Origin of the sequence: Acinetobacter sp. H1(2024) (assembly GCF_046557555.1) — a bacterium.
GTDB lineage: Bacteria > Pseudomonadota > Gammaproteobacteria > Pseudomonadales > Moraxellaceae > Acinetobacter > Acinetobacter seifertii.
The window spans coordinates 89,905-116,567 of record NZ_JBKGFO010000003.1; the positions used below are offsets into that span (position 1 = coordinate 89,905).

Genomic DNA, 26,663 nt, shown 5'->3' on the forward strand with positions numbered 1-26,663 from the left:
GCTCTTTTTTATTATATTAAAATTAACTTTATTCTTTTTTAAGGATATAAGCTTTTGTAGGAACAAAATAATTTTGCTCTAGAAACTCACGATTTTTACCATAATCACTATAAAAGAGTTTTTCTAAATTTACCGATAAAATTCTTTCTGAATCAATATTAAAGTAGAAATTCACATCTGATGCGGGGCAATGAATAATTAAATTATGTTCTACATTGTCTACTTTCCACGTTAAGTTAGGACACAATTGATTTACAACCGCACTTTTAGCACCATCTTTAGTACCTATACGTCCGTAATGAATTACATTCCAGTAGGCAGAACCATCGGCTAGTAAATTTAAAATATATTCTGCTTCCCCATTCTCACAATCAGCAAAAGCATCTGTACAAGATATGCGAGTATGATAACGTCCAACATACTGTAATGATGAGGCCGACAATTTCTGTAAGTGACCTTGTGAATTATTTGGTAGAAAAGTCCGTCCAGCAGCAGCATCTAGAGTTGTTACTGCCGAATTATTTTTTATAGGGTCATTTTCATGCTTTGAAGCTGTCGTGGATACGCTGGAATGATCTTTCGATTCCGCATGGTTTACATCGCAGGCAGTTAACCCTATACCTAGGATAATTATTAAACCTAAATGCTTTATTACAAAACCAGACTGCTTCAAAGATATATACATCATTTAAATACGACAGCAATGTTACAAGTTTATCTTTAATCCAAGAACTATTTACCTATATAAATAAGATTTAGCCCTGAAAAAGTGCATTTTAGTTGATGTTTCTTTCATTCCTTTAAATCGTTTACATATTTTAACCATTTTTAGTTTTATTAAGACTTTAACTTGGTAATTCGATCTCCATATCTTTATTAAACAAGTGAATAAATGATTCCTTGTAGTTTATATATTTGAGGAGAATTAGATGGCCAATTCTGGTTTATATCGCTCGAACCGACAAAGCATGATCGCCGGTGTAATGGGCGGTATTGCTGAACGTTTTGGTTGGAACGCAAATTCATTACGCATTATTTTCGTATTGGTTTCGGTAATGAGTGCGGCTTTCCCAGGGATTTTAGTTTATCTCGTTTTATGGTTAGTCATTCCTAAAAGACAGCCTGAACAAGTCCAAGGTTATCAACAACCTGTTCGTACTGTACGAGAAGAACAAATACATTAAATAACTTAGTTTATTTTGGTCGCTACGGTTGCATCCCCTAATCAACCGTAGCTTTTTTTATTCTAAAATTATAGCTTTCGATTTAACTGTTGCTGTAATGCAGCAATCATATCTGCACGGCTAATCATTCCTATAAGCTTACGATCTTCAACAACAGGAATGTAGTTAAAAGACTTTTCAACAAAGTATGGCACTAAATCTTGAATAGGTTGGCTTGGTAGTACAGTAACCACTCGACGACTCATGATCTGCTTTACATAATGCTGCCAAGAGTTTCTTGGATCGGCTGCGCCTTTAAACCACTCGACGACTTCATAGAGCGCTAAAGTTCCGACCAAATGGTTGTCTGCATTGACCACAGGTAAGCTCATCAAGTTCACTTGTTTAAACTTATCGAGTGCTTGGTGAATATCGTCGTCTTCATGCAACTTAATCACATCATGACTCATAATATCCTGACAGATATATTGGTTCACCATGCGTTCATTGGCATGTTCTTGAGCTTCTAAAATGATTTTTTCTAAGTCGTACTGGCTTATATCTAACAGTTCAGTGTGATGCCCTAATGCATACTCAATATCTTTTGGCTGAATCGATACTTTCTGAGTGGGCGTTGGATCCTTACTTCGCTCATTTAAATGTGCGGTAACAGGATAATGTCGCCCAATCAATCGATTAAAGAAAACAGCAAACCCTAGTAGCAGTAACGAGTTGAGTAAAACTGGATAAAGAATGAAATAAAAACCTAATTTATGAATTGCAGCACCACCCAGTACAGCCGTAATTGCAACTGCTCCACTTGGTGGGTGTAACGAGTCGGTGGTCATCATTAAAAAGATGGCAAGCCCGACAGCCACACTAAAAGCCGTAGTTAAATCAGGAATCCACTGTGCACAGGCAACGCCAATAATGCCAGCTAAAGTATTGCCAACAATCACATTCCAAGGTTGAGCCAATGGACTGGTTGAAACTGCAAATAAAAGAACAGATGAGGCCCCCATAGGCGCGATGTACCAAGCATTAATTCCACCCAGAACATACCAGCTAATTAAAGAAGAAATTGCTAAACCACATAGTGCTCCAATACCGCAAAGCAATCGCTCTTTTAGTGGTAAAACCTTAAAATTCGGCTTTAAAATCTGTAACCATTCTCGCTGTATAACACTCACAGTACACCTTTGGGGATATGCCGTTATTTATAACGGGCAAAAGTATACGCCCAAAGCCGTATAAAATGCATTTAAATTATATCTTTTAATGTTCAGAGAATTTGTTGAAGTTATTCTTACTATTTTAAAACTTTAATATTCCATCAATTTTTCATTTAAGTAGCGCCAGTAACGTTTTGGCAAATACTGCACATGAAGTTTTATATTCTGGCGTTCTGTAATATTTACGCTCTTGAAATAATCTTTCCAAAGTTGATCATACAAAACTTCTTGTTCATCCAGCTCAAGTTGAAAGCTTTGACTCATGCCATTTTTTAAATTACGGTCAACTTCAGAAGCTTCGAGTGAAACTTCATGTATTTCACTTAAATCATAATAAATACCAAACTTACGTTGCTCGTCATAAATGAGCCAACGCTGATCTTGATAACGCCGTTTAAAATGCAGCTGAATAAGCGGTAAAACATTAAAATCAGGACGTACTAAACTTAAAAAAAGCTCATCTTTAGTTTTCTTAAACCGAATAAAAGCCTCCATTCTATGCTTTTCTCGCCCGACTTTTTTCGTCCACTGCGCAATCGCTAAAACACTTGGGTGCGAATAATCTTTTTCTACAGACGAATGACTACTAAACACATAAATACAATAATTAAATAAATGCTGATAGGCATCTAAAGATTCAGATAAATAAGCAAAATAAAATTGTTTCAACGAAGAGGATGAAAGCTTTTTTTGTAGCGCAGACCACACACGTTCGGCATGTTGCTCGTTATTTGCAACCTCAATTTTATCGGCAAATAAGCCATGCTGAGCTGCATCATTCAGACAGAGTTTGACCTGTAATTCTTTAAATTGAAATGCACGAAAAACACAGCTTAGCAGCCCAACCATTGAACCATCAAAATAGTAAGCAACTTCCTCATTAAACATGGCCTAAAACCCAAGGCTTAATTGTGGCGAGAGTTGCTGCACATATTTCGAAGATCCCTGCGTTAAAATCTGCTGTCGAATATACCCAGAAGATAGTTCCTTTTGGAATTTTGGACTGTCTTCACAGCGAATAAAGAATTTTGCACGTTGGTAGGCCACGCCTAGTTTTTTAAGTAAATCGATATGGATTTTTCCAAAACGGCGAGCCTGCACAATTTTCTTGGCCGATTTCACTCCAATGCCCGGTACGCGCAGAATCATTTGATAATCTGCACGGTTTAAATCTACTGGAAACTGTTCAGGATGCCTTAAAGCCCAGCTTAATTTCGGGTCTACATCCAAATCTAAATTTGGATGTTTTTCATTGACGATTTCATTGACTTCAAAACCGTAAAAACGCATCAACCAATCGCTTTGATAGAGCCTATTTTCACGAAGCAACGGCGGTGCAGAACCCACTGCTGGCAAGTAATTATTTTCGGTATTAATTGGGATATAACCCGAAAAATAGACGCGCTTGAGTTTAAATTCTTTATAGTGCTTGTCTGCCATAAACAAGACATCTTGGTCTGACTCTTGATGGGCCCCCACTACCATCTGGGTGGTCTGCCCTGCTGGTACATATTTCGGTACATGCTTAATGATTTGTCGCTCATCTTTAAGCTGAATGAGCCTGTCACGGACTAGTCCTAAATCTTTTTGTACTTCCTGATGTGATTTTTCTGGCGCAAAAGTTTTTAGTCCAATTTCGGTCGGCATCTCTAAATTAATACTCATACGATCCGCATATAAACCTGCTTCATGGATCAGTTCAGGCGATGCACCTGGAATGGTTTTTAGATGAATATAGCCATTAAAATTTTCTTCAAGACGCAACTTTTTCACGACTTGAAGCATACGCTCCATCGTATGATCCGCCGATTTAAAAATGCCTGAGCTTAAAAATAAGCCTTCAATATAATTACGGCGGTAAAAATTAATCGTTAAGTCTACGACTTCTTGCACGGTAAATGCTGCACGCTGGACGTCATTAGAACGGCGTGAAACACAGTAGGCGCAGTCAAAAATACACACATTGCTAAATAGAATTTTTAAGAGAGATACACAGCGGCCATCTTCAGTATAGCTATGGCAAATACCCGAATGGCTGGCATCCCCTAGACCTTTATCTTTGTTTTTACGGTCACTGCCACTTGATGAACAAGACACATCATATTTAGCAGCATCAGCAAGAATCTGTAGTTTTTCTCGAATGCGATCAGACATATCAAACGACTCATTTATGGCATCGTTTAAAAAATATCATGTCGCATTTTTAAATTTAATCTAGTGAAGTACGGTCAGCGTCATGAGATGACGTTTAAAATGAACTAGCTTAATTAACGTATTCTTCAAGCTGCTTTACACGCTTTTCATACTCTTGCATAGGGCAATACGAATACATCGGTGAGCCAATGTATGAACCTGCATTATTACATTCCTGATCTACATAGGCTTTCCAAAGTCGCTGAGATTTTAAAATATCTTGGTAACGTTCTGGCTGTTTGTATTCTTCGCTTTGTGTACGAATTTGATCAATGAGAGCAACAATTTTTTCTTCATAAGTCTTTTTAGCTTTATCAGAACAACTATACACAACCATGTTATTAATACTTTCAAGCTTCATTTCCTTAATAGTCTGTTCTACACATTGATTATATTCATCTTGCTCGTCAGCATCGGTCTGCGCATATAGCCATGGACTATAAAAAAGACTGGATAAAACTATGAGTTTGCAACAAAATTTCAGCATAATTTATTCTCGATTCTATAATTTTTAATATGCTTCAATATAACAAAAAAACGATTATTCACGCACTTGTGCTTGCACCTATCCCATTGCTAAGTTTATCTGCCTTAGGAGTAATGACATTAAATGCTGAGTTCAACCTTTATTCGATTGGAGTTATTTTTCTAGCCCACTTCTTATTTTATTTACTTTTTTATGGCCTTCTGGTTATTCCTTTCACATATGTCATTTCATATTTACTCGCCCGTAAAAATCGTTTAAATCTGATGAGTATTTTCATTAGCGCAACTGCGATATGGATTTTGATTAGCCCGATTGCACGTTTGTTTTTTGTCGGGTCATTTCCATCTCCTTGGTGGGATATTTATAAGATTTACAGTTTTTATCTCATGATTTTATTTACTGGCTTTTGCTACTGGTTAAGCTTGAAGTGGCTAAGCCGAAAACAAATAGGCTAATCGCGCATTCCTTTGATTAAGCCTTTGCCACTCCCCTACAAAATCCTTATACTTAGGGGCAATTTTTCTCATAAATTCGTGGATGCTACATGAGTCGCGCCATCTCGCATATTGATACATTTCAGGGTTTAATTCTTGCCCTACAAAACTACTGGGCCGAACAAGGCTGCGTCGTATTACAACCTTACGACATGGAAATGGGCGCTGGAACATTCCACACCGCAACATTCTTACGTGCTTTAGGGCCTGAGACTTGGAACGCGGCATACGTTCAACCTTCACGTCGTCCAAAAGATGGCCGCTATGGTGAAAACCCGAACCGTTTGCAACACTACTACCAGTTCCAAGTGGTACTTAAGCCAAACCCAGACAACATCCAACAGCTTTATCTCGATTCTTTAAAAGCAATCGGAATTGATACGCTTACTCATGACATCCGCTTCGTAGAAGACAACTGGGAATCTCCAACTCTTGGTGCTTGGGGCTTAGGTTGGGAAGTTTGGCTTAACGGTATGGAAGTGACTCAGTTCACTTACTTCCAACAAGTGGGTGGCGTTGAATGTTACCCAGTAACAGGCGAAATCACTTATGGTTTAGAACGTCTAGCGATGTACCTTCAAGGTGTTGACTCAGTTTATGACCTTGTTTGGACGAAAGGCCAATTTGGTACAGTAACTTACGGCGACGTATTCCATCAAAATGAAGTTGAGCAATCCACTTATAACTTTGAATACGCTCCAGTTGAAAAACTATTTGAACTGTTTGATTTTTATGAATCAGAAGCAAATCGTCTAATAGAAGCAAAACTTTCTCTTCCTGCTTATGAGCAAGTGGTTAAAGCGTCTCATACCTTTAACTTGCTTGATGCACGTGGCGCAATTTCTGTAACTGAGCGTCAACGTTACATTTTACGTGTACGTACTTTAGCGCGTGCTATTGCACAAAGTTATGTACAAGCACGTGCAGAGCTTGGCTTCCCAATGGCAGAACCACACTTACGTGATGAAGTATTGGCACAGCTAAAAGCACAAGCTGAAAGTGAAGCAGCAAAGGCGGAGAAAAACTAATGAGCAAACATACTGTTTTATTCGAACTTGGCTGTGAAGAGCTTCCACCAAAAAGCTTAAAAACTTTACGTGATGCTTTACAGGCAGAAACGGTAAAAGGTTTAAAAGATGCGGGCTTAAACTTCGCATCAATTGAAGCTTATGCTGCTCCACGTCGTTTAGCGCTTAAAATTGTAGATATCGATGCTGCTCAAGCTGATACACAAAAGCGTTTTGACGGCCCTGCTGTTCAAGCAGCTTATGATGCAGAAGGCAAACCGACTAAAGCGCTCGAAGGCTTTATGCGTGGTCAAGGTATTACAGTTGATCAGCTTTCTACTTTCCAAGCTGGTAAAGTTGAAAAAGTTTGCTATTTAAAAGATGTAAAAGGTCAAAGCCTTGACGCTTTACTTCCACAGATTTTACAAACTGCATTAGATAATTTACCAATTGCTAAGCGTATGCGTTCTGCTGCAAGCCGTACCGAGTTTGTACGTCCAGTTAAATGGGTTCTTTTACTCAAAGACGACCAAATTGTTGATGCGACTATTCAAGATCATAAAGCGGGTAATGTGACTTATGGTCACCGTTTCCATGCACCTGAAGCTGTGACGTTAGCGCATGCAAATGACTACTTAGAGGCTTTAGAAAAAGCATACGTCGTTGCAAACTTTGAAAAGCGTCAAGCAACTATTCAAGAACAAGTTAAAAAGTTAGCTGATGAAGTGAACGCAACTGCGATTGTTCCAGCCGACTTACTTGACGAAGTAACAAGCCTCGTTGAATGGCCTGTAGCTTTACGTGCAACTTTTGAAGAACGCTACTTAGCTGTTCCTCAAGAAGCTCTTATTACGACAATGCAAGACAACCAGAAGTATTTCTGTTTGATCAATGCGGAAGGCAAATTACAGCCTTACTTCATTACTGTTTCAAATATTGAGTCTAAAGATCCAACTCAAATTATTGAAGGTAACGAGAAAGTTGTTCGTCCTCGTTTGTCTGATGCTGAATTCTTCTTCTTACAAGATCAAAAGCAACCGCTTGCATCTCGTAAAGAAAAATTAGCAAATATGGTATTCCAAGCACAGCTTGGTACGCTTTGGGACAAATCAACACGTATTGCAAAACTTGCTGTTGCATTATCTTCAATCACTGGTGCAAACCCAGCCGATGCTGAAAAAGCTGCATTACTTGCTAAATGCGACTTAACCTCTGAGCTTGTAGGTGAGTTCCCCGAACTTCAAGGTATTGCGGGTACTTACTACGCACGTATTGAAGGTGAAAACACTGAAGTTTCTGAAGCTTTAGGTGAGCAATATTTACCAAAATTTGCGGGTGATGTTTTACCTAAAACCAAAACAGGTACAACCATTGCCCTTGCCGACCGTTTAGATACGCTGGTTGGTATTTTCGGTATTGGACAAGCGCCAACAGGCTCTAAAGATCCGTTTGCTCTTCGTCGTTCAGCAATCGGTATCTTACGTTTAATCATTGAAAATGAGCTAGACGTAACAATTGAAGAGTTAGTAAATCTTGCACTTCAAGGTTATGGCGATATCGTTAAAGACCACGACAAGACTCGTGCTGATGCTGTTGCATTCTTGGAAGGTCGTTACCGTGCTAAGTACGAAGACCAAGGTGTTGCTGTTGACGTACTTCAAGCTGTTCAAGCACTTGCACCAAAATCTCCACTTGATTTTGACAAGCGCGTAAATGCTGTTAACCACTTCCGCACATTACCTGAAGCTGCTGCACTTGCTGCTGCAAATAAACGTGTGGCTAACATTCTTGCAAAAGAAGCAGCACCGGAAGGTTCTGTCGTTGAAGCGAACTTGGTTGAAGATGCTGAAAAGGCATTATTTGCTGAGCTTCAAGCAGTGACTCCTGTGGTTGAGCCATTACTTGCAGCAAAAGACTATACTGCTGCCCTTTCTAAGCTTGCAGCACTTCGCGCGCCGATTGATGCATTCTTTGATGGTGTAATGGTTATGGCAGATGATGCTGACCTAAAAGCAAACCGTTTACGTTTATTGGCTCAGTTACGTAACTTGTTTACTGCTGTAGCTGATGTGAGTGTGTTGCAGGGCTAAGCCTTTATTAGTTGTAAATTAATGAGAACCCCTCTATAGATTAGTGGGGTTTTTTAATATTAAAAATAAATCCGTAGTCATCATAATGAATACCTCTTCAATTAAAAATTTTTATCGTATAGATGCTTATCTTGTTCTTTGCCACACCTTTTTACTGGTAATCGGTTATGGCCTATGGAAACTATATCCTCATATAAAGACCAAACCAGATATGAGCGGCCTGTTCTTTATGATTATCTCTATTCTAGGCGGTTTTGCAGGGCTGATTATGCTAGCTGTAACTCTGCCTCGTTTAGATCGTTCTGTTCGTAATTTATCAGTGAACAAATTTATTTTGGCTCTGCTGTATTGGATTTCTAGTACCATTATTTTCGTGCTATTTGGTATCAGCAAATTCTTCTTCAATAATCCGCTAGTTTTGCTGGTTTTTGTTTTGGTTTTTTTCAGCAGTGTTTATCTTTCGGTGATTCGCCTTGCAGATATGCGTAAAAAAGACTGGCTGATCTTAAGCGGAATTTTTGGAGCTATTGTGCTGTTCTTCTTTTTGCCAGAGCTTTAGAAAATGGTTTAAATAAAGATGCTGAGCTTGTAATGCTTTGTGTACCTAACGATACCTTCTTTGATGGCGTAATGGTAATCGCAGATGAGCTGACCTGAAAGCAAACCGTTTACGTTTATTAGCTCAGTTGCGTAATTTGTTTACTGCTATTGCTGATGTAAGTGTATTGCAGGGTTAAGTATTTATAATACTTGATCTTTAAAATAAACCCCGCTATAAAATTAGTGGGGTTTATTTATTAGGCAATGAAATGAGATTAGTTAAAGTACAAGTACAAAACTACAGAAGTATTATTGATAGTGGCGAGCTAGATATAGAAAAAATTAAAACAGTTTTTGTTGGTATTAATGAGGCAGGAAAAACAACTTTATTAAAAGCTATTAATCAGTTAAACCCTGCTAGCGATGTTGAAGAAATCAGTCTATTACGAGATTTTCCACGTGCAAAATATGCTGATCATATTAAAGGGAAAGATATAGAAAAAGTTTGTTCTTCTACTCTTTTAGTTAAAGGTAAATTTTCTTTAGAATCCTTAGATAGAGAACAGATACTTTTAAATTTCCCAGAAATAGAAAAATTAGATGTGGATTTAGCACAAATCTTATATGTTAAAGACAAATATTACCAAGGATATAACCACAATATAGAGAAATTTAATCGTTTTACTTTTTCTCAAGTAAAAAAAGATATTTTGCGATTGAATGAGGCTTTAACTCAGACATCAAATACAGAACAATTAATACAAGATATAAATTTAATTTTGCAGCAATCGAAAGGCGATAATTATTATATTAGTGAATCAGAAGCAACAAACCTAAAAGCACTAATTGAACAAGCTGAAATAAAAATAGATGAAGATAATCAAAAAGAATTAGATCGTATTCTAAAAATTTTAAATATGTTAAACACAAATATAATTTATAATAAATTACTCAAATACCTCTCAACAAAGATTCCTAAATTTGTTTACTTTAATAATTATATTAGAGTAAAACCCCGTATTCATCTAGAGCGTCTAGCTCAACGGCAGGAAAATAATCAACTTGATGATAAATATTTTGATTATGGAAATATTTCTCTTCTTAAGTTCTTAGGCTACTCAGCAAGAGAGCTAGCAAATCTTGGCAAACCTAATGAAAGCCAAGCTGATCCTGAAGCATATGCTCGATCATTAGATGATAGATTCTATCGTCTTAATGCAGCTTCTATAAATTTATCTAAATCAATCCAAGAAATTTGGAATCCAAGTAACAAAACAGATGAAGCTTCTAATTTAGAAATTGTAGCCGATGGGCAATCCTTAAAAGTCGTAGTAACTGATATGTCGGGAGCTAAGGTAGAACTTGATCAAAGGTCAGAAGGCTTTCAATGGATGGTATCTTTTTTCATAGTTTTTGAATCACAAGCTGATAATGATTATAAAAACTGTATTCTTTTACTTGATGAGCCTGCTACCAGCTTGCATGCTTTAAAGCAAAAAGAATTTATTAAAACCATTAGTAAGCTTGCCGAAAAAAATCAAACAATTTATACAACACATTCTCCATTTATGATCTCACAAGATGAATTAGATTTGGTTAGAATTATCGAATTGACCGATAGAACGATTGGCACAAAAGTTAATAATAAAATTGTTTCAAATGACCCTGCTGCTCTATTTCCATTACAAGAAGCTTTAGGATACAACCTAGCTCAAAGTATGTTTACTGCAAAGAAAAATGTACTTTTAGAGGGCATAACAGATTTATGGTACTTAGAAGGAGTTAACTCATTATTTGATAAAAACCTTGATCCTAGTATAGCTTTATTGCCAGTAGGAACATCAGCAAAAATTTCGTACTATGCTTCTATGCTTGGTAATAATGACTTGAAAACTGTAGCTCTTTTAGACTCTGATGCTGCTGGAGATAAAGCAGCAGAACAAGATACTGTTATACATTCGCTAGGGGCAAAAAATATATTACGAACAAAAGAGTTTTTACAGAAGGAAATTAAAAATTCTGAAATTGAAGATATTATTCGTGAAACTTTAGCACAAATTTTTACAGCTAAATATCAAATAGATATTTCAGAAGAAGATAAAAATTCTGACAAGGCTATTGTTGATATCTTTAAGAAACTTAAAAAAGACTTTTCAAAAGCTCAAATGGCAAAGGCTTTTTTAGCATGGGCCAGAGATCACTCTTATCATGATTTATCTCATGAAGAAAAACAAAATTGTCAAAAATTGATTGAAGCTATCAACAAAAGATTGAAATAAATATTACAAAAGAAAGAGAGCTCTAAATTCTCTTTCTTTGTCAATTTATATACACATTTATCATGATACCTCCGTATCGAGCATTACAATTATTGACAGTTTTTTCATTTAATAAAATCAAACTGATAATTAATCAAAAAATATATAAATTCGATGCAATGCTGAATACTATTTTTAGATACCATTCAAAGTATATAATTCATCATACTGAGAAAAATACCAATAACTCAATTAATACACTGATTAGCCTATAAAGTTTTATTAAGAATGATAATATTAATAGAACAATCTACTCTTATGAAGGTATTTTACTTTATTATAAAAGGTGAAAATGGAACTCTTTTTCCCCACGATTTTATTGTCTCTTGTACATCAAACATTTGATTAACATCCTCATAGTAAGTGAGATTGTGTATCTTGATCGAAATGTCCGCGGGTAATTCTTTTTCTAATTCTTTCATTTTGTCTTCAATTTTCCCCCATCTTTTTAATTCAACAACCGGATCTTCTAATGCTTCATATAAAACATGCACCACTCTATTCTGATAATTTTCTAATTGATCTAAAGCTTCTTTCACTTGTTTCAAAACTTCTTTAGATTTTTTATTTTGAGAATTTTCATTTGTAAAAATCCTAGTAACACCTAAAAACTTACCTAATTTATTAACAAACAGACCCAAAACAGGAGCAGAGGCAAGCTCAAGAATATTAGGCTGCATTATTAATATATGAGTTCTATCAGCATTGGAATATACATACTCCTCACCAAGTAATTTAGAAAAAGTAAAACTCTCCATTTTTACATAATTAGCCTGAAGATAATTATTAATTTTATATAAATCTCTCTTCTTGCCTATAAGAGCTACTTCACTATCTTCATATGAGAGAATATCACCTTCCTCAGACAATCTATCAAATTTCTCTATTAAATTAATTACTTCATTATCCACTAGTTCAGTTTTTATTTCTAAAAAGAACCAATAATTTGGATAATTCTTTAATAATATTTTTTTACTTTCATCCCACGACTTAAGAAATAAATTTCTTTCTTTTTCTGCATAATCTGTACGTCTTTGCAACTTTTTACACTCTACATAAAAATTTTCATCACCTTTAAATACCCTCATATCAGGTGTTTTAAGATTATTTTCTTCCAAAAACTCAACACTATAACCTTGCTTTAAATATGTAGCTGCAACTAATAACTCAAATAAAGTTCCATCAGGATTTCCTTTATATTTCTTAACTAAATCCTTAAGTTTATTTTCAATACCCTCTATTTTTTTTAAATCACTAACGGATTTTCCTAAACTAATAATCCAAGGAGCAATTCTACTTATCTGACTAGGATTAGTTAATAAAGGATTTCTAAAAAATTCCTCACAGAGAAAAATATACCAAGATGTTTCATCTGTAGTAAATCTAATTTTTCCATTTGGTGAACTATAATCTAAAGGTCTATCTTTTAAATATTCTATAATTGCTTGTTTTCTTTTTAGCCAATCATTTGGATGCAATTTATCTCTTAAAAATTCATATCCCAATTTTAAATAAGACATATTCTGATCTGAAAAATCTATCATATTCTCTGTAAGTTCTTTTAGTATTTTACTTTGTCTCAGATCTTTTCTTTCTTGAAATGTTCCTCTTCTCTTCGCCTCTCCCATCTTTCATAAACTCTTTAATAAACAATTTTAAAATAATATAAAATATATGTTACAACGTCAAATTAAGTATAAAAAGTATATTTATATAGTTCTAGAAATGGATTAAAAAATAACTTTAGCTATACGTTAAATAGATAATAGAATTGCTTTTCATTAGATAATCCTTTTTTCTTAATCAAACAAACGCTTTAATTTCTTCTAAACTTTTCGATGGCTCAAACCACATAAAATCATAATTGGCCACATCATGAATATAAAATGGATCATTTTTCATGATTTCCTCGGCTTCTTGAATAGAAGAGCTGAGAACCAAAATTACCCCACCTACTCTATTTTCGCGGCGACCTGATGCCAGAAATTTCTTTTGCTCATAGTAATGATCTAAAAATGCAATATGTTCTTTTAGCACTGCATCAACTTCGGCTAACGGTTTTTTATAGGTCAAGGTAACAATTATCATCTCATTCTCTTAAAGCAAATAGCGCATGACTTAGCATTAATCTATAGATAGTTTAATAATCTATAGATAGTTTAATAATCTATAGATAGTTTAATAATCTATAGCTTATTCGATAGTACGCCGATTCCCCCAATTCATCCACACCAAACTCCCCACAATAATCACTCCACCTAGTAGCACCATCATTGATGGTTTTTCATTTAAGAAAACAATGGCCAAACTCATGGCGACAATAGGAGAGCAATACAAAAAATTTGATGCAATCGTCAACGGCATATTTTTAAGTACATATCCCCAAAGTACATAAGCCATCGCACTTGGAAAAATACCTAATAGGACAACTGACATATTGGCTTGCCAAGTAGCATGTAGAATTTCACTAGGTAAATGGGCACTATAAAATAGTAAAGGAATGGTCCCGAACCAGATGATGTAACACATCATGCTCAAAGCATCATAATTTAAGGCAAATTTCTTATATAAATTAAAGTACAGCCCCCATGCAATTGCAGCTAAAACAATCAACAAACTGTAAGGGCTCGGCACACCAAAACCATGATCTCCACTAACCACCAGCACGGCGCCACAAAGGCCAAGTAAAATACATAACCACTGTTTAAAACTGATTTTTTCTTTAAAAAGCAAAGCTGAAATAATAAAAGTGAATAGCGGAATAGATTGACTCAAAATACTAGAGGCGACCGCAGTCACATATTGCTGCCCTGTATTGATCAACAAATGATGCAACGTTACAGAGAAAAATCCTAATACAGCAAGCGCAGGAACATCTTTCCACTTTAGAGGCTGTATGCCTTTTTTCATGACCAAAAGCAGTAAAAAAACCGATGCAATCAAAAAACGGAGCAAGGCAATGTGCTGAGGGGTATATGAATGTAAAGCACTATGTACGCCAATAGGTGAGTAGCCCCAACAAAAAACGGTTACAGCAATACATAAATAGAGCTTAAATACGGGAGGCTGAGTTTCGGCAGCAAGAGAAATTGCCATGTTAAATCTGCACTAGTGAAATTGAACACTTTCATCATATGCGCATGGATAGTTGAATAAAATTAACTTATATTGAGTCATATATTCATTAAAAGTGAATGATAAAACATGGATATCACTCAGTTAAAAATCTTTCAAACCGTGGTTGAATGCGGAACAATGGCAAAGGCATCAATCCAACTACATTGTGTACCATCCAACATTACGACACGGATTAAACAACTCGAAGAAGAACTCGGTGCACCACTGTTTTATCGGGAAGGAAAAAGTTTAAACCTCACTCCCTCTGGTGAAATTTTTCTTAATTATTGCCATAAAATTTTAGCGCTCTGCGATGAAGCCAAACGAAGTGTTCATCCTGACGCACCACCTTCTGGCCCACTCAAAATTGGAGCGATTGAATCGTCTGCCACAACTCGTCTGCCTAGCTTACTTGCGAAATATCACCAACGCTATCCAGAGGTTTCCATTCAAATTATTACGGGCACATGGAAACAGCTATTAGTTGATATTTCTCAGCATAAACTCGATGGTGCAATTGTCGCGGGTAATATTGAATTTCCAATGTTAAATAAGCTCGGTATTTATCAAGAAGAAATTATTTTAATTGCCCCAGAATCTTTCGGTGAAATCCACTGCCAAGAAGACTTGATTGGTAAGGAAATTTTTATGTGGACGGAAGGCTGCCCTTACCGAGCGGCTCTTGAAGAATGGCTTAAGCTTAAAAATATTTCGCTTCCAATTACGAGCATTACCAGTTATGCCACGATTATTGGTTGCGTGAGTGCAGGCTCTGGTGTGTCTTTAGTGCCAAAGAGTCTTTTTGAGCAATATAAAAACTTAACCAATATTCGAGGCTATAAATTTGAACACCTTGCCTTTATGCAAAACCAGTTTTTCTGGCACAAAAATGTAAGCAACCATAAAGCCAGAGATATGTTTTTAGAATTGATTAAATCTGAATTTATCGTTTAGTTTTTTGCCTGAAATAAACTATCCATGCAAAAATCTATGCTTTATATAAAATTGTCATGCATGAAAAGCATAACTAAATTTCAGAAATTTAAATTTTATACTTATAAAACAAATACTTTAAATTAAATTAATTTTTAATTTAGAAATAAAACCTGCATAAACCATCCGCTTTTTGCAATGATCTTAATAAAAATACGCTCATTCTAAACATATAGAATTTTTTGAGTCGTTCAACATGAATAAAGCAATTGGAATTTTAGGTGGTATGGGGCCACAAGCTACGATTGATGCTATGAATAAAATTATTAAAAATACACCAGCACATTGTGATCAAGAACATATTCCTGTCGTTACAGTTTCTATCCCAGATATTCCTGACAGAACTCAATCCATTATAAATCATGATGATAAACCACTCGAAAAAATGGCTGAATATCTTAAAATCTTAGAAGCAGCACAAGTCGGTTGTATCATTATTCCTTGTAATACTGCTCATTTCTGGTTTAACCAACTACAAAAGCGCACCCAAACTAAAATGATCAGTATCATTGAGTCTGCGGTTCATTTTATTCAAGACAGTCAAATTGATGAGGTGTGTATTCTTGCTACATCTGCCACAATAAACACCGAGCTTTATCAAAGCCAGTTTATTGAAAATAGTATTGGTTTCTCTACTCCTTCTACCGAAATGCAAAATAAAGTAATGCAAAGTATTTACCAATACAAAGCAGGAAATATTCAACAAGCTAAAGAAATGATGAAGGAAGTTATTAATTTTTACACTAACAAGAGAAATATAAAATTCCTGTTGGCTTGTACAGAAATACCTCTCATTTTAGAAGAAAGTATTGAGGCTTATCCTGAACTATTCATAGACACAACCGACGTACTCATTAAAAATGCGATTGCGTGGTATCAAAACTCCCCCATAGCAAAAGTTGCATAGCTAAATGAAAGATAATGCAACTTATGCATAAAATGGTTTAGGCAATTGTCCAATCAATTGCCTTCATAAAGTTCCATAAACTTTCAGAAGCTGTATTGAGCCTCGCACTACTACGATATAAGTAAATATCTACAGATAAGACTGAATCTTTCAAAGGCACAATCATAAGTTGTTTTTTTTCAAGCTCCTCCTCAATACTGTAATCGGGTAACCACCCTACTCCATACCCACCTTTGATCATGTCCTTAAGCAATAAACTCATTGAAGATACAAAGTTTGTCTCAAATTTGTCTGAATGATGCTCTTGTAGAAACTTATTTACTTTTTTACCCATGTAACTATCGTCGGTGTAATTCATGAGCGGAACTGAAGCATCTTCGAGTGAATATTTGGGACGACCTAAATAATTAGGTGCAGTGACTAAATAAAGCTTTGCTGAAAATAATTTATGACACAAGAATTGTGGATTCATAAGATCATCATCATAAAAAGATGCGATAAAGTCACATTGACCATTTTTAAGAGAATCTACGGTTTCATTTACGTTAATGGCTTCAACATGAAAAATCTTTTCTTGGTAGTTTTTTAAATTTCCTAAAATTTTAGGAAAAATATAACCTGCCAAAGAATGCGCAGATGCAATAGTGACTTTACTTCTAACATGATTGTCACCTTTAATTCGATCTATATTGAACTCAAAATCATCTAGCAAATTTCTGGCGTGCAGCACAAAAAGCTTACCCTTTTCTGTGAGCTGTAATGGCGAAGTTTCTCGGTCAAAAACCTCGAATCCCAAACTACTTTCTAGGGCCTGAATACGACGACTTAGAGAAGACTGTGAAATATTCCTAATATCAGAAGCGATTGTAAAATTTCGGTATTTTTCTAGAATGATCAGATCATATAACCATTTTAATTCTATATTTTGTATCACCTGAAGCTCCAGATCATTCTAGGAATTTAGATAAGCTATTTAAGTATATTTGAAATGATGATTTATCGTAATCAAATCGTATGGGTTTTATCTCATTGCTGCACAAGGTTTATTTTTAACAGTAAGATCAGCACTTGATATTTTGACAGTCATTGGGGAGTTTGAACCAAATGAAAACCTTAAAAGTTTTATGTATTGCAAGCTCTATATTGGCTTCATCGACGCTCTTTGCTGAAACAACACAGCCTCAACCTACAAATGAGACAACGTCTAAAGCTCAACCTTATGGTGATAATCCAAGTTTAGGTCGTGTGTTGTTATATAAAACAGGAAAAGGCATACAAAACCTAGGGAACTCTATTCAAGGTGCTTCTGAAAATACGTCAAATAAAATTAGTGAAAAATGGCAAAGCACTAAAGAATTTACAGCTGAAAAATCAGAAGTTGCCCAGCAAAAAGTAGATACTGCAAAAGCATATACTGAAGAGAAAATAGAACAAGCTAAACAAAATATCACCAGTAGCCGAAATGGTGAAAACATTCCGATCGAACAAGGTGAGTTAAGTAAATCTAGTACGACGACTAATTAAAATTAGGTTTGAGAAGCGCGATTACTTCGCGCTCATAAAAATGTATACGTTTAAAAAGAAATACTACCCATTACAAAGAGCTAGGAATCTGCCTTATGAATAGTCAAAAACTTCTCTTTTCAACACTATGCTGTATCGCACTATCTGCATGTGCAACTACTAAATCTGTTTCTTCTTATTCTCAATCAAAGGTTTTAGAACAAGATACCAATATTGAAGCTTATCCAACCACCACAGGAAATGTAGCCAAGCTCATTAAACATGATAAGCAGGCCTGCATGATCGAATTTACGGGTTACTTAGGTGGAGGCCAAGTCACTGAGCACTGGATTTTTAATAATAAAGGCCTGATTTCAGCTCAATCATTTACCGAACAATATCCCGACTCATCTGGCATACTAAGTCAAGCCACCAACTCGACAACAAAAAGCTCGACCACTTTTAATATTCAAGATCCAGCAATTCAAAATAATTTTAAAAAGCTCCAAAGCAATTTTAGTAAAGCCAATTTAGCAAAATGTAATTAAAGATTTTCCATAAAAAACCCGTTGCAGAGGCAGTTTGCTGCAACGGGCCATAGCCATTCAAATTTCTTGGACCTAATAAAAAATTATAAATATGCTATTTAATTAATGGTTAAACCATTGGTTGCAGCCAGTAAATCAATACGAGGGAAAACCAAACCTGTTCTTGGGTCAGTAATAGGTTTACCCGTAGTTCTTAAACGATTAATCGTCTGATCGATAGTTTCAGTTGGTGTCACACTATTTGCTCTTAATAGTGCAATTGCGCCAGCAACATGTGGTGTAGCTTGGGAAGTACCGCCCATAGTGTAGCCACCTGCTGTAATCATTGCCCCTGGAGCTAGTAAAGTCACAAGACTACCGCCGTTACTAAAACATGCTACTTTGTCTGCTGCTGTAGTTGAGTCAGTACATTTCACAGGTTTACCCCACGATACACCACCAATATTACTATCATATACTGCGCCAACTCTTACCGCTCCAGCAACACAAGCAGGTGACGAAATTCCATCAGGGAACGCATCATTACCAGATGCCACTACAGGGACCACGCCAGCAGCTCGCGCATTTGCAAATGCTGTTGCATAACTACTATTACTGCATTGAGATGTGTATTTAACGTCAGGTACACCAAGGCTTAAATTGATCGCTTTAATATTGTAGGTTTTAGCATTATTTACTGCCCAGTTAATACCGGCAATGATATCGCTATCATAGGCTGAGCTTAACAATTGACCATTCACGCGAACTTTTCGGAAAACGTCTATTCCTATAATTTTTGTTTTACTCGCCACTTTAGACACAATCGCTGAGACATTACTCCCATGGCCATCATCATCCAGTGCACCATCATCTGGGGCGCTATCAAATGAATAAACGACACGACATGTACTTGAAGGTGAATTAACTGCCGTACAACCAAAATCCGAATGTAAATAATTTACCCCAGTATCCAATACAGCCACACTAGAGCCAGTACCATTAAAGCCTTTGGTATTAGCTTGAGGCTGATTAATTAAAGGCAGACTTTCCATCGTAGTGGCCCGATTAATTCTGTTTGGATATACAGCCTTAACGTTTGGGTCATTTAGTAAATCAACTAATGCCTCTCTATTACTAACTCGATAAAAAGCTAAGGGCAAATTATTGTAGTCCCGAAGTACTTGCACCCCTACACCACGATTAAACCTTGACTGTAAGTTCTTTTTATTTGAAGCAATATAACTTCGCCGTTCCAAACCTGTAGCCACGCTTTCCGTAGGAATATTATATTCAACAATAAGGTCATTAGACTCATTGGTGACCAAGGCATCTAAATCGATTTTACCCTGAAACACTTTTTGTTTTGCTGCCTGATTTAGCTGTTGTTTGGCTCCCTTAGAATCCAAAGGAAGAGCGAAAGCTGTTGTACTTAATATTGTAGATAGACCTAATAGTAATAACGTTTTACTTTGCATTATTTTTCTCCGTAGTTCTTTGGTAAAGAACATTTGAACGTCTAGTATTTCTTGGATAAAGAAAACTAGATTATTTAAAGTGTTTTAATTTCATTAGCAGGATCTTTTTCTGGATCAATCGGTTGAATAGAAAGATCACTTTTTGTGTCATATAAAGGAACAGTATCTGCGGATACTGGTTTAGGTTGAGTAGAATTTAAAGATACATTTTTAGGTTGAACAGGCTCCTTAAGTTGGGAATGTAAAGATGAAGTGTCTGATTGCGATGGATTCGACTTGTGCAAAGTAGAATTCATCACATCTGATGCACCGCTTGATGGCTTAAAATAGAGAACAACGGCGACTAAGCCGAGTAATACGACAAGGGAAGCAATAATTTTCATCATTTAAGATCTCTGTTTTTTTGTTTATAGACATCTCTATTTATTTTTGATTATTCGAAATAAAGCGCTATTTCTTAGGATATATGTCATGTGAAATTTCATTTCATAAAACATGTAAGCCCGAGGAACACTAAAATTCTTTTTCCCGAATAAACAAAAATACTGTTCTGCCCTGTGCATTTATATTTCTGGCAGAATGTGGTTCAAAAAAGTGCCAAAAAGCACTTTATTCTCATAATAAGCAATAACTATGCCGTTATCTCGATTAAAAAAAGAAAAGAAAATCTTCTTTATAGATATAAAAAATGGTCGTGTTGAATAAGTTTAAATATTTGTATTTCTAAAAAATGAGAGAAGTTATTTTTTATTAGCTTTTTAAACAGTCAAATATCGATATCTATTTCACTTTATTATTAATATTTTCTTTTCTCCACAATTTCTCCCTCATGTGTTTAGTGACTGTAATACTGTTGTAAGGTTTTGATGAAGTCTATTCCTAAGCAAAGCAAGGTTTGACTATGATGCGATTGCGTTTATGAAATACCTCACTAAAAAGGTATATTCTTTGAAGGATATCGCAATGAAAATGATGAAAACAGCTATCGTGACTGCAAGTGTTCTTGCCTCTGCTTCTATTTTTGCACAAAGTGGGGGCATTAATGCAGACGCTTCTGCCCAAGTAAATGTACAACCGGGTGGTCTTGTTAGTGGCGTAGCCAACACAGTCAAAAGTACTGCACATACTGTAGGTAGCACAGCAAAGCATGCTGGTCATGTTGCTGCTGACACTACAGTTAAAGCAACTAAAAAAACAACTGGAAAAGTGACTGAACTTTCTTCTAAAGCTGCAAATGGTACAAAACACTTTGCTACCGAAGCTGCTACAGGTACTAAAAATGTAGCGACTAAAGCTGCAAACGGTACTAAAAATCTAACCGTTGAAGCGAAAGCTGATACAAAAGCACATTTAAATGCGGTAAAAACTAAAGTAGCAGCACATGAAGCTGAACAAAAAGAGTTTACTGCTGAAAAACAAGCTAATGCTCAAGCACGTGTAGATGCAGTTAAAGCTCGCGTAGCTCAAAATCAAGCTGAGCAAAAAGAAATAGTGGCTGACACCAAAGCTGATGCTCAAGCAAAATTAAATGCAGCTCAATCAGCGCACGCGATTAATGCTCAAACAGGTGTAAACGTTGGGGTTAATGTTGCCCCTGTTGGAGTTAGTGCAAATGCAAACTTAAATGCAGGTGCTCAAGGCTCTACCCAAAAAACTGAAAAGAAATCTTTCATGAAAGGTCTTTTCGGTACTAACTAATTAAAGCTAGCAATAAAAAAGGGCAATCAATTGCCCTTTTTTATTTACTTTAAATTAGACATTTAAAGAGTTTCAGTTAAAACCAAACCAGCGCGCAAACCAATTTTCACATTTGGGTTTGGAAATAAAATCCAGACTTGATCTTGCTCAACCACATAATTCCCAGAAGGTTGCATGGTAATGATTTCACCTTTCGTAAATGTCGAAAAGTTTGGAGCCTCAGCCGATAAGTTCATTTGAAAATCTTCATCTTTTTTAATTAAAGAATCAGACACCTGAAACACTCGAATTTTCGATTTATGTCGCGTCGGTAAAACTTGTTCAGAAACCACATCACGAATGACTTCATCAATTGCAGTAAACTGACTTAAGTCATTTTGTCCAAATGGCAAGGCTTTACCTAACTCTAAGGTTGCACTCGCAGCTTTAAAGCTCTCGCTGGTAAAATGTGTAAATGTTTTACCCGCAGCACGATGATAAACCAGAGCATCTAAATCGGCAGCTTCAAGACTCGCTGTCAAATCAGCATCATAGTCATGTGTTTGATAAGGCAATAAAGCAAAAGTGGGTAACAAAGAAGCACGAATTGCGGTGTGCAAATCATAGTGATAGCGCTTAGCATTACTCGCACTTTCCTGAAAGAAAGTGGCTACTGCCTGCTCTAAAACCGCAGCTCGCTTAGACTCTTCTGTTACAGGTAGAGTTTTATACCCACCACAAAACATTCGGTTTACATCGTCATATACATAGCGCTTGCCTTGGCGCATTGCATACGGATTACCTAATACAAGCAGCAACCTCACAGCAAGGTTTAAACGCCCTGCAAATAAATCGTTGCAAAGTTGAGACAACAACTCAATTGGTGCTGTTTCATTACCATGTACCCCAGCTGACAGTACGACAGCTTTGTCGTACTGTACATGTGGCGTACACTCAAGAAGTCCTTCACCTAGCCAACGCCAAGAAAAGTTTTCTTGCTTTCCTTCGCGAGTTGTAGGCTGCTCGCCCTGTAAGGTTAATGCTAGAAAATCTTGCATGTCACCTCCTCATTATTTTTGGAAAGGATAAACCGAACCCAAACCTAAAATTTTGGTGAGTTCATCAAGCGCCATACGGCTTTCCATAAGTAGGTGCGGATCTGCTAAATCTTCTTGAGCTAAACGATCACGATAATGTTTATCAACCCATTGATTGAGCGTTCCAAACAATTGATCATTCATTAATACTTTTGGATTTACAGCATTTAATTCAGTTTCGTTCAAAGCCACACGTAAACGCAAACATGCTGGTCCACCACCATTACGCATACTTTCACGTAAGTCATATACCTGAATCGCATCAATTGGTGTGCTCATTTGAATCATATCGTTCAAGTAGCCCCACACTGCTGCATTTTGACGAGATTCTTCTGGCACAACAATCGTCATACCACCATCTGGACGAGTCAAAATCTGGCTATTAAACAAATAAGTAGCAACAGCATCGTCTACAGTAACGCGGTTTTCAGGCACTTCAATCGAAATAAAATCTTCACCAATGCTTGCCATTTTTTGACGAATTTCAGCAAAAGCTTGATCTTGATTTAAGAAAGCATGTTGATGGTGGAATAAAACCTGTTGGTTACTTACCGCGATCACATCGTTATGAAAAACGCCCTGATCAATTACATCCGGATTTTGCTGAACAAAAACCGTATGTGCATCATCTAAACGGTGCAAACGTGCAATTGCTTCACTTGCTTCACGCGTCTGACGTGCTGGATAACGCTTTGGTCCCGGTAAGCCATTATTTAAATGTTGTTGACCATAAACAAAAACCTGAACACCGCGCTTAGCATAATCACCACCTAAACGATTGTGATTTGCCGCACCTTCATCACCGAACAAAGCCACTTGTGGTAAAGCTTCATGATGTACAAAGTGACGTTCATTTTTAAAGATGGCTTGTAAAACTTGGCTTGTAGTTTCAGCCTCAATTGAACGGTGAAATTTATTGTTCAGGTTAGCCGCAGTAAAATGCACGCGCTCATCTTGGCTATCAGCCGAAGGTGAAACTGTCGCAGCATTTGCAGTCCACATTGGAGAAGCTGAGCTTAAAGATGATAACAGTTCAGGTGAATGACGCATTGCTTGAGCAACAACACTAATGTCATCTCCTGTAAAACCTAAACGGCGTAACATTGGAACATGTGGACGTTCATGCGGAGCAAGTACACCTTGTTTCATTCCCATATCAGCCAAGGCTTTCATTTTTAATAAGCCTTGTTTCGCCGCTAATTTTGGGTTCGAGGTATTATTGCGGTTTTTGGTTGATGCTTCATTACCAAAAGACAAACCCGCATAGTGATGTGTTGGTCCCACTAAACCATCGAAATTTACTTCATATCCTTTCATTTTTTCTTTCCCTAGTGTTTAAGGCAACACAATCCCTGGAGATAATTTTTCTGGCAAACTTAAACTTTCACTTTCAAGTGAAGCCATTGGCCAAGCGCAGTAGTCAGCAGCATAAAATGCACTTGCACGGTGGTTGCCTGAAGCTCCAACACCACCAAATGGTGCGGCACTTGAAGCACCTGTTAATGGCTTATTCCAGTTCACAATACCGGCACGTGCTTCAATGAGTAAGTCATCAAACAGTTCACGTTTTGGAGAAACCAAACCAACTGACAAGCCGAAACGTGTTGCATTAGCAATTTTCAATGCTTCATCAAAGCTGTCATAACGTTGAATGGTCGTAAGCGGGCCAAAATATTCTTCATCTGGAATACCCGCAACACCTGTTACATCAACAATGCCCGGGGTCAGTAGCGAACTGTCTTCTTGTGGACGAGTCATTGCTAATAAACTTTTTGCACCCAGTTCAAGTAACTTTTGCTGAGCATTCATCATGTTTGTTGCAGCAACTGATGAAATTACACCACCCATAAATGGCTGTTGTTCATCGTTCCAGCGACCCACTTTCAAGTTCTTAGCAACCTCAACAAAACGTTGAATAAATGCATCACCTTCAGCACCATTTTTTACCAAGATGCGGCGCGCACATGTACAACGCTGACCTGCCGAAACAAATGCAGATTGAATAGCCAGATTAACTACAGCATCGACATCAACAATTTCATCAATAATCAATGCATTATTGCCACCCATTTCAAGTGCAAGAATTTTCTCAGGCGCACCTGCCATTTGCTTATGCAAGTGATAACCAGTGTTTGCACTTCCGGTAAACAGTAGACCATCGATTTCATGTGAAGCAGCCAGCGCTTCACCAGTAGTACGACCACCTTGTACCAAGTTCATCACGCCATTTGGCAAACCAGCTTGTTGCCAAAGTTTTACAGTTTCTTCAGCAGTCCAAGGTGTTAATTCACTTGGTTTAAATACAACTGTGTTGCCCGCAAGTAATGCAGGAACAATATGTCCGTTTGGTAAATGGCCCGGGAAGTTATATGGACCAAAAACTGCAAGTACACCATGTGGACGGTGACGTAAAGATGCCACACCATCTGCCATTTCAGTTGAGCTTTCACCAGTCCGCTGGTGATAAGCACGAATCGAAATCGCAACTTTGCCAATCATAGATTGAACTTCAGTTAAGGTTTCCCAAAAAGGTTTGCTAGTTTCTTGGCTAATGACTTCTGCTAAATGTTTTTTATTTTCTTCAAGCAGCTTTGCAAACTTTTCTACAATCGCTACGCGCTCAGCAAGAGGTAAACGTGCCCATGCAGGAAATGCTGTACGTGCAGCTTGACAAGCTTTCTCAACATCAACGGCCGTAGCTTCACCACCTGACCATACAGTTTGGTTATCAACCGGATTTGTTTTTACAAATGTTGTACCGCTGCCTTGTAACCAGACACCGTTTATAAATAAAGAGTTTGACATCAGGATACTTCCATAGGATTTAGTGATAACACACGAACAGCGTGGCCTTCTTGTACACCGAGTTTCTCAGCTTGTTCATGGGTTAAATTTAGAGTGCTATCTACGAGATCAAGCTTCATTAACATGGCTCGATAGTCGTGATAATTATCATTGGCAACAAGGTATTGTGTTTTACCTACCGTTGCGTCATTTGTAATTTTGACAGTTAAAAATTGGCTTTCTTTTACTGCGCGCAACTCATCAATATTGGCTTCAATCGTTGGGCCTGCATCAAAAATATCGACATATCCTTGATAACGTAAACCTTCCGACTCAAGCACATGATAAGCAGGCAGAGTATGTGGATGCATTTTTCCAATTACTTCTTGCGCGTCTTTTGGCAAGAGGTCTACATAAACTGGAAAACGTGGCATAAGTTCCGCAATAAAAACTTTTTGACCAATTCCACTTAAATAATCTGCTGTGGAGAAATCCATATTGAAGAAATGGTGTCCAATCGCATCCCAGAAAGGCGAACATCCATTTTCATCAGAGAAACCACGCATTTCAGCAATGAGTTTTTTCTCGAAATATTGCTTAAAAGCAGCAATAAACATAAAACGGATTTTTGATAAAAATTTACCGTTTTGATTCTCACGACGTTCTGGATCTAAAAATAATGTACAGAGCTCACTGCTTCCCGTTCTGTCATTACTTAAAAATAATGTCGGTAATGATTTGTAGACATTTAATGCTTTTGAAGCGTGAACTTGAGTACCCACGTGAAAGTTGTACCAAGGCTCAATTAAACCTACAGCAACCTCAATTGCACTTACCCCAATAACACGTTGAGCTTCTGTATCTTCAAGAACAAACAAATAACCTTGTTCGCTCTTATGGACATTACCATTTAAAGTATTGCGAGTACGTGAAATTCGAGCCGAAAGCGTATCCATATTTTGTGGCAAGGAAGTCAGGCCAACACCTGACTTACCTGCTAATTTATAAATATCTTCAAGGTCTCGAAACTCGGCATGACGGACGATCATCATGGCTAGC

26 protein-coding genes and 1 pseudogene are annotated in these 26,663 nt (G+C 36.9%); 12 read left to right on the forward strand and 15 right to left on the reverse strand.

What is annotated here, in order from left to right:
- Positions 1-28: 28 nt before the first annotated feature.
- A complete protein-coding gene (locus tag ACLCEG_RS09955; RefSeq protein WP_410567349.1) occupies positions 29-688 on the reverse strand; it encodes a hypothetical protein in 660 nt (219 codons plus the stop codon).
- A 241-nt stretch (positions 689-929) separates the two neighbouring features.
- Here ACLCEG_RS09955 and ACLCEG_RS09960 point away from each other — a divergent pair, with 241 nt between their 5' ends.
- The gene (locus ACLCEG_RS09960) at positions 930-1,184 is read left to right on the forward strand and encodes a PspC domain-containing protein (protein WP_410567351.1); all 255 of its coding nucleotides are present in this window, start codon (positions 930-932) and stop codon (positions 1,182-1,184) included.
- 68 nt (positions 1,185-1,252) lie between these two features.
- Here the strand turns inward: ACLCEG_RS09960 and ACLCEG_RS09965 are convergent, their stop codons facing one another.
- The 4 genes from ACLCEG_RS09965 to ACLCEG_RS09980 form a co-directional block, all read right to left on the reverse strand.
- Entirely contained in the window at positions 1,253-2,353 is a 1,101-nt protein-coding gene (locus ACLCEG_RS09965) for an HPP family protein (RefSeq protein ID WP_191016454.1), read from the reverse strand.
- A gap of 132 nt (positions 2,354-2,485) precedes the next feature.
- Positions 2,486-3,283 carry a TIGR03915 family putative DNA repair protein gene (locus ACLCEG_RS09970; protein ID WP_410567353.1) on the reverse strand — a complete coding sequence of 266 codons (798 nt, stop codon included), beginning with the start codon at positions 3,281-3,283 and terminating at the stop codon, positions 2,486-2,488.
- A 3-nt stretch (positions 3,284-3,286) separates the two neighbouring features.
- The gene (locus ACLCEG_RS09975) at positions 3,287-4,549 is read right to left on the reverse strand and encodes a putative DNA modification/repair radical SAM protein (protein WP_068530106.1); all 1,263 of its coding nucleotides are present in this window, start codon (positions 4,547-4,549) and stop codon (positions 3,287-3,289) included.
- 109 nt (positions 4,550-4,658) lie between these two features.
- The gene (locus ACLCEG_RS09980; protein WP_348884257.1) at positions 4,659-5,075 is read right to left on the reverse strand and encodes a lysozyme inhibitor LprI family protein; all 417 of its coding nucleotides are present in this window, start codon (positions 5,073-5,075) and stop codon (positions 4,659-4,661) included.
- Positions 5,076-5,104: 29 nt separating this feature from the next.
- Between ACLCEG_RS09980 and ACLCEG_RS09985 the strand changes: the two genes are divergently transcribed.
- The 6 genes and pseudogenes from ACLCEG_RS09985 (at position 5,105) to ACLCEG_RS10010 (ending at position 11,485) form a co-directional block, all read left to right on the forward strand.
- Positions 5,105-5,530, forward strand: a complete 426-nt coding sequence (locus tag ACLCEG_RS09985) for a hypothetical protein (RefSeq protein ID WP_410567355.1) — start codon at positions 5,105-5,107, stop codon at positions 5,528-5,530.
- Between the two features lie 89 nt (positions 5,531-5,619).
- The gene (glyQ, locus tag ACLCEG_RS09990; protein WP_002044989.1) at positions 5,620-6,597 is read left to right on the forward strand and encodes a glycine--tRNA ligase subunit alpha; all 978 of its coding nucleotides are present in this window, start codon (positions 5,620-5,622) and stop codon (positions 6,595-6,597) included.
- Entirely contained in the window at positions 6,597-8,666 is a 2,070-nt protein-coding gene (gene glyS / locus ACLCEG_RS09995; protein WP_212294928.1) for a glycine--tRNA ligase subunit beta, read from the forward strand. Before glyQ ends, glyS begins: the two co-directional genes overlap by 1 nt.
- Positions 8,667-8,751: 85 nt before the next feature.
- Positions 8,752-9,225, forward strand: coding sequence for a hypothetical protein (locus tag ACLCEG_RS10000; RefSeq protein WP_410567358.1), 474 nt, complete (start codon positions 8,752-8,754; stop codon positions 9,223-9,225).
- 41 nt (positions 9,226-9,266) lie between these two features.
- Positions 9,267-9,403, forward strand: a pseudogene (locus tag ACLCEG_RS10005) (hypothetical protein); the annotation flags it as partial.
- A gap of 72 nt (positions 9,404-9,475) precedes the next feature.
- The gene (locus tag ACLCEG_RS10010; protein WP_325778355.1) at positions 9,476-11,485 is read left to right on the forward strand and encodes an AAA family ATPase; all 2,010 of its coding nucleotides are present in this window, start codon (positions 9,476-9,478) and stop codon (positions 11,483-11,485) included.
- Between the two features lie 308 nt (positions 11,486-11,793).
- On the opposite strand, the gene ACLCEG_RS10015 is transcribed toward ACLCEG_RS10010, so the two are convergent.
- The 3 genes from ACLCEG_RS10015 to ACLCEG_RS10025 all read right to left on the reverse strand — a co-directional run bounded on the left by ACLCEG_RS10015 (position 11,794) and on the right by ACLCEG_RS10025 (position 14,620).
- A complete protein-coding gene (locus ACLCEG_RS10015; protein ID WP_325778354.1) occupies positions 11,794-13,152 on the reverse strand; it encodes a hypothetical protein in 1,359 nt (452 codons plus the stop codon).
- 175 nt (positions 13,153-13,327) lie between these two features.
- Positions 13,328-13,612 carry a YciI family protein gene (locus ACLCEG_RS10020; protein ID WP_410567361.1) on the reverse strand — a complete coding sequence of 95 codons (285 nt, stop codon included), beginning with the start codon at positions 13,610-13,612 and terminating at the stop codon, positions 13,328-13,330.
- 105 nt (positions 13,613-13,717) lie between these two features.
- Complete coding sequence (locus ACLCEG_RS10025) at positions 13,718-14,620, reverse strand: DMT family transporter (protein ID WP_410567363.1); 903 nt, start codon at positions 14,618-14,620, stop codon at positions 13,718-13,720.
- Positions 14,621-14,728: 108 nt separating this feature from the next.
- On the opposite strand from ACLCEG_RS10025, the gene ACLCEG_RS10030 reads away from it, so the two are divergent.
- Positions 14,729-15,595 carry a LysR family transcriptional regulator gene (locus ACLCEG_RS10030; RefSeq protein ID WP_410567365.1) on the forward strand — a complete coding sequence of 289 codons (867 nt, stop codon included), beginning with the start codon at positions 14,729-14,731 and terminating at the stop codon, positions 15,593-15,595.
- A 235-nt stretch (positions 15,596-15,830) separates the two neighbouring features.
- Positions 15,831-16,541 (forward strand): aspartate/glutamate racemase family protein, encoded by a 711-nt coding sequence (locus ACLCEG_RS10035; protein WP_410567367.1) that lies wholly within the window; start codon positions 15,831-15,833, stop codon positions 16,539-16,541.
- A 37-nt stretch (positions 16,542-16,578) separates the two neighbouring features.
- Here ACLCEG_RS10035 and ACLCEG_RS10040 read toward each other — a convergent pair whose 3' ends face one another.
- Entirely contained in the window at positions 16,579-17,475 is an 897-nt protein-coding gene (locus ACLCEG_RS10040; RefSeq protein ID WP_410567369.1) for a LysR substrate-binding domain-containing protein, read from the reverse strand.
- Between the two features lie 170 nt (positions 17,476-17,645).
- Here ACLCEG_RS10040 and ACLCEG_RS10045 point away from each other — a divergent pair, with 170 nt between their 5' ends.
- Positions 17,646-18,065, forward strand: coding sequence for a hypothetical protein (locus ACLCEG_RS10045; protein WP_004705301.1), 420 nt, complete (start codon positions 17,646-17,648; stop codon positions 18,063-18,065).
- A gap of 95 nt (positions 18,066-18,160) precedes the next feature.
- Complete coding sequence (locus tag ACLCEG_RS10050; RefSeq protein WP_077168950.1) at positions 18,161-18,592, forward strand: hypothetical protein; 432 nt, start codon at positions 18,161-18,163, stop codon at positions 18,590-18,592.
- A 98-nt stretch (positions 18,593-18,690) separates the two neighbouring features.
- Here the strand turns inward: ACLCEG_RS10050 and ACLCEG_RS10055 are convergent, their stop codons facing one another.
- Positions 18,691-20,046 carry a S8 family peptidase gene (locus ACLCEG_RS10055; RefSeq protein WP_019457823.1) on the reverse strand — a complete coding sequence of 452 codons (1,356 nt, stop codon included), beginning with the start codon at positions 20,044-20,046 and terminating at the stop codon, positions 18,691-18,693.
- Positions 20,047-20,120: 74 nt separating this feature from the next.
- Complete coding sequence (locus ACLCEG_RS10060; protein ID WP_134262741.1) at positions 20,121-20,429, reverse strand: hypothetical protein; 309 nt, start codon at positions 20,427-20,429, stop codon at positions 20,121-20,123.
- Positions 20,430-21,009: 580 nt separating this feature from the next.
- Between ACLCEG_RS10060 and ACLCEG_RS10065 the strand changes: the two genes are divergently transcribed.
- On the forward strand, positions 21,010-21,744 hold the full coding sequence (locus ACLCEG_RS10065; RefSeq protein WP_151740716.1) for a hypothetical protein: 735 nt from the start codon (positions 21,010-21,012) through the stop codon (positions 21,742-21,744).
- A gap of 62 nt (positions 21,745-21,806) precedes the next feature.
- Here the strand turns inward: ACLCEG_RS10065 and astE are convergent, their stop codons facing one another.
- From astE to astA, 4 genes are read right to left on the reverse strand one after another with little or no spacing between them, the layout of a single operon-like run.
- A complete protein-coding gene (gene astE / locus ACLCEG_RS10070) occupies positions 21,807-22,781 on the reverse strand; it encodes a succinylglutamate desuccinylase (RefSeq protein WP_410567371.1) in 975 nt (324 codons plus the stop codon).
- 12 nt (positions 22,782-22,793) lie between these two features.
- Entirely contained in the window at positions 22,794-24,137 is a 1,344-nt protein-coding gene (gene astB, locus ACLCEG_RS10075; protein WP_410567373.1) for an N-succinylarginine dihydrolase, read from the reverse strand.
- Positions 24,138-24,155: 18 nt separating this feature from the next.
- Positions 24,156-25,625 carry a succinylglutamate-semialdehyde dehydrogenase gene (astD, locus tag ACLCEG_RS10080; protein ID WP_410567375.1) on the reverse strand — a complete coding sequence of 490 codons (1,470 nt, stop codon included), beginning with the start codon at positions 25,623-25,625 and terminating at the stop codon, positions 24,156-24,158.
- Positions 25,625-26,656: an arginine N-succinyltransferase gene (gene astA, locus ACLCEG_RS10085; protein ID WP_004705286.1), complete on the reverse strand. Its 1,032-nt coding sequence runs from the start codon at positions 26,654-26,656 to the stop codon at positions 25,625-25,627. The genes astD and astA overlap by 1 nt, the downstream gene beginning before the upstream one ends.
- Positions 26,657-26,663: the final 7 nt, after the last annotated feature.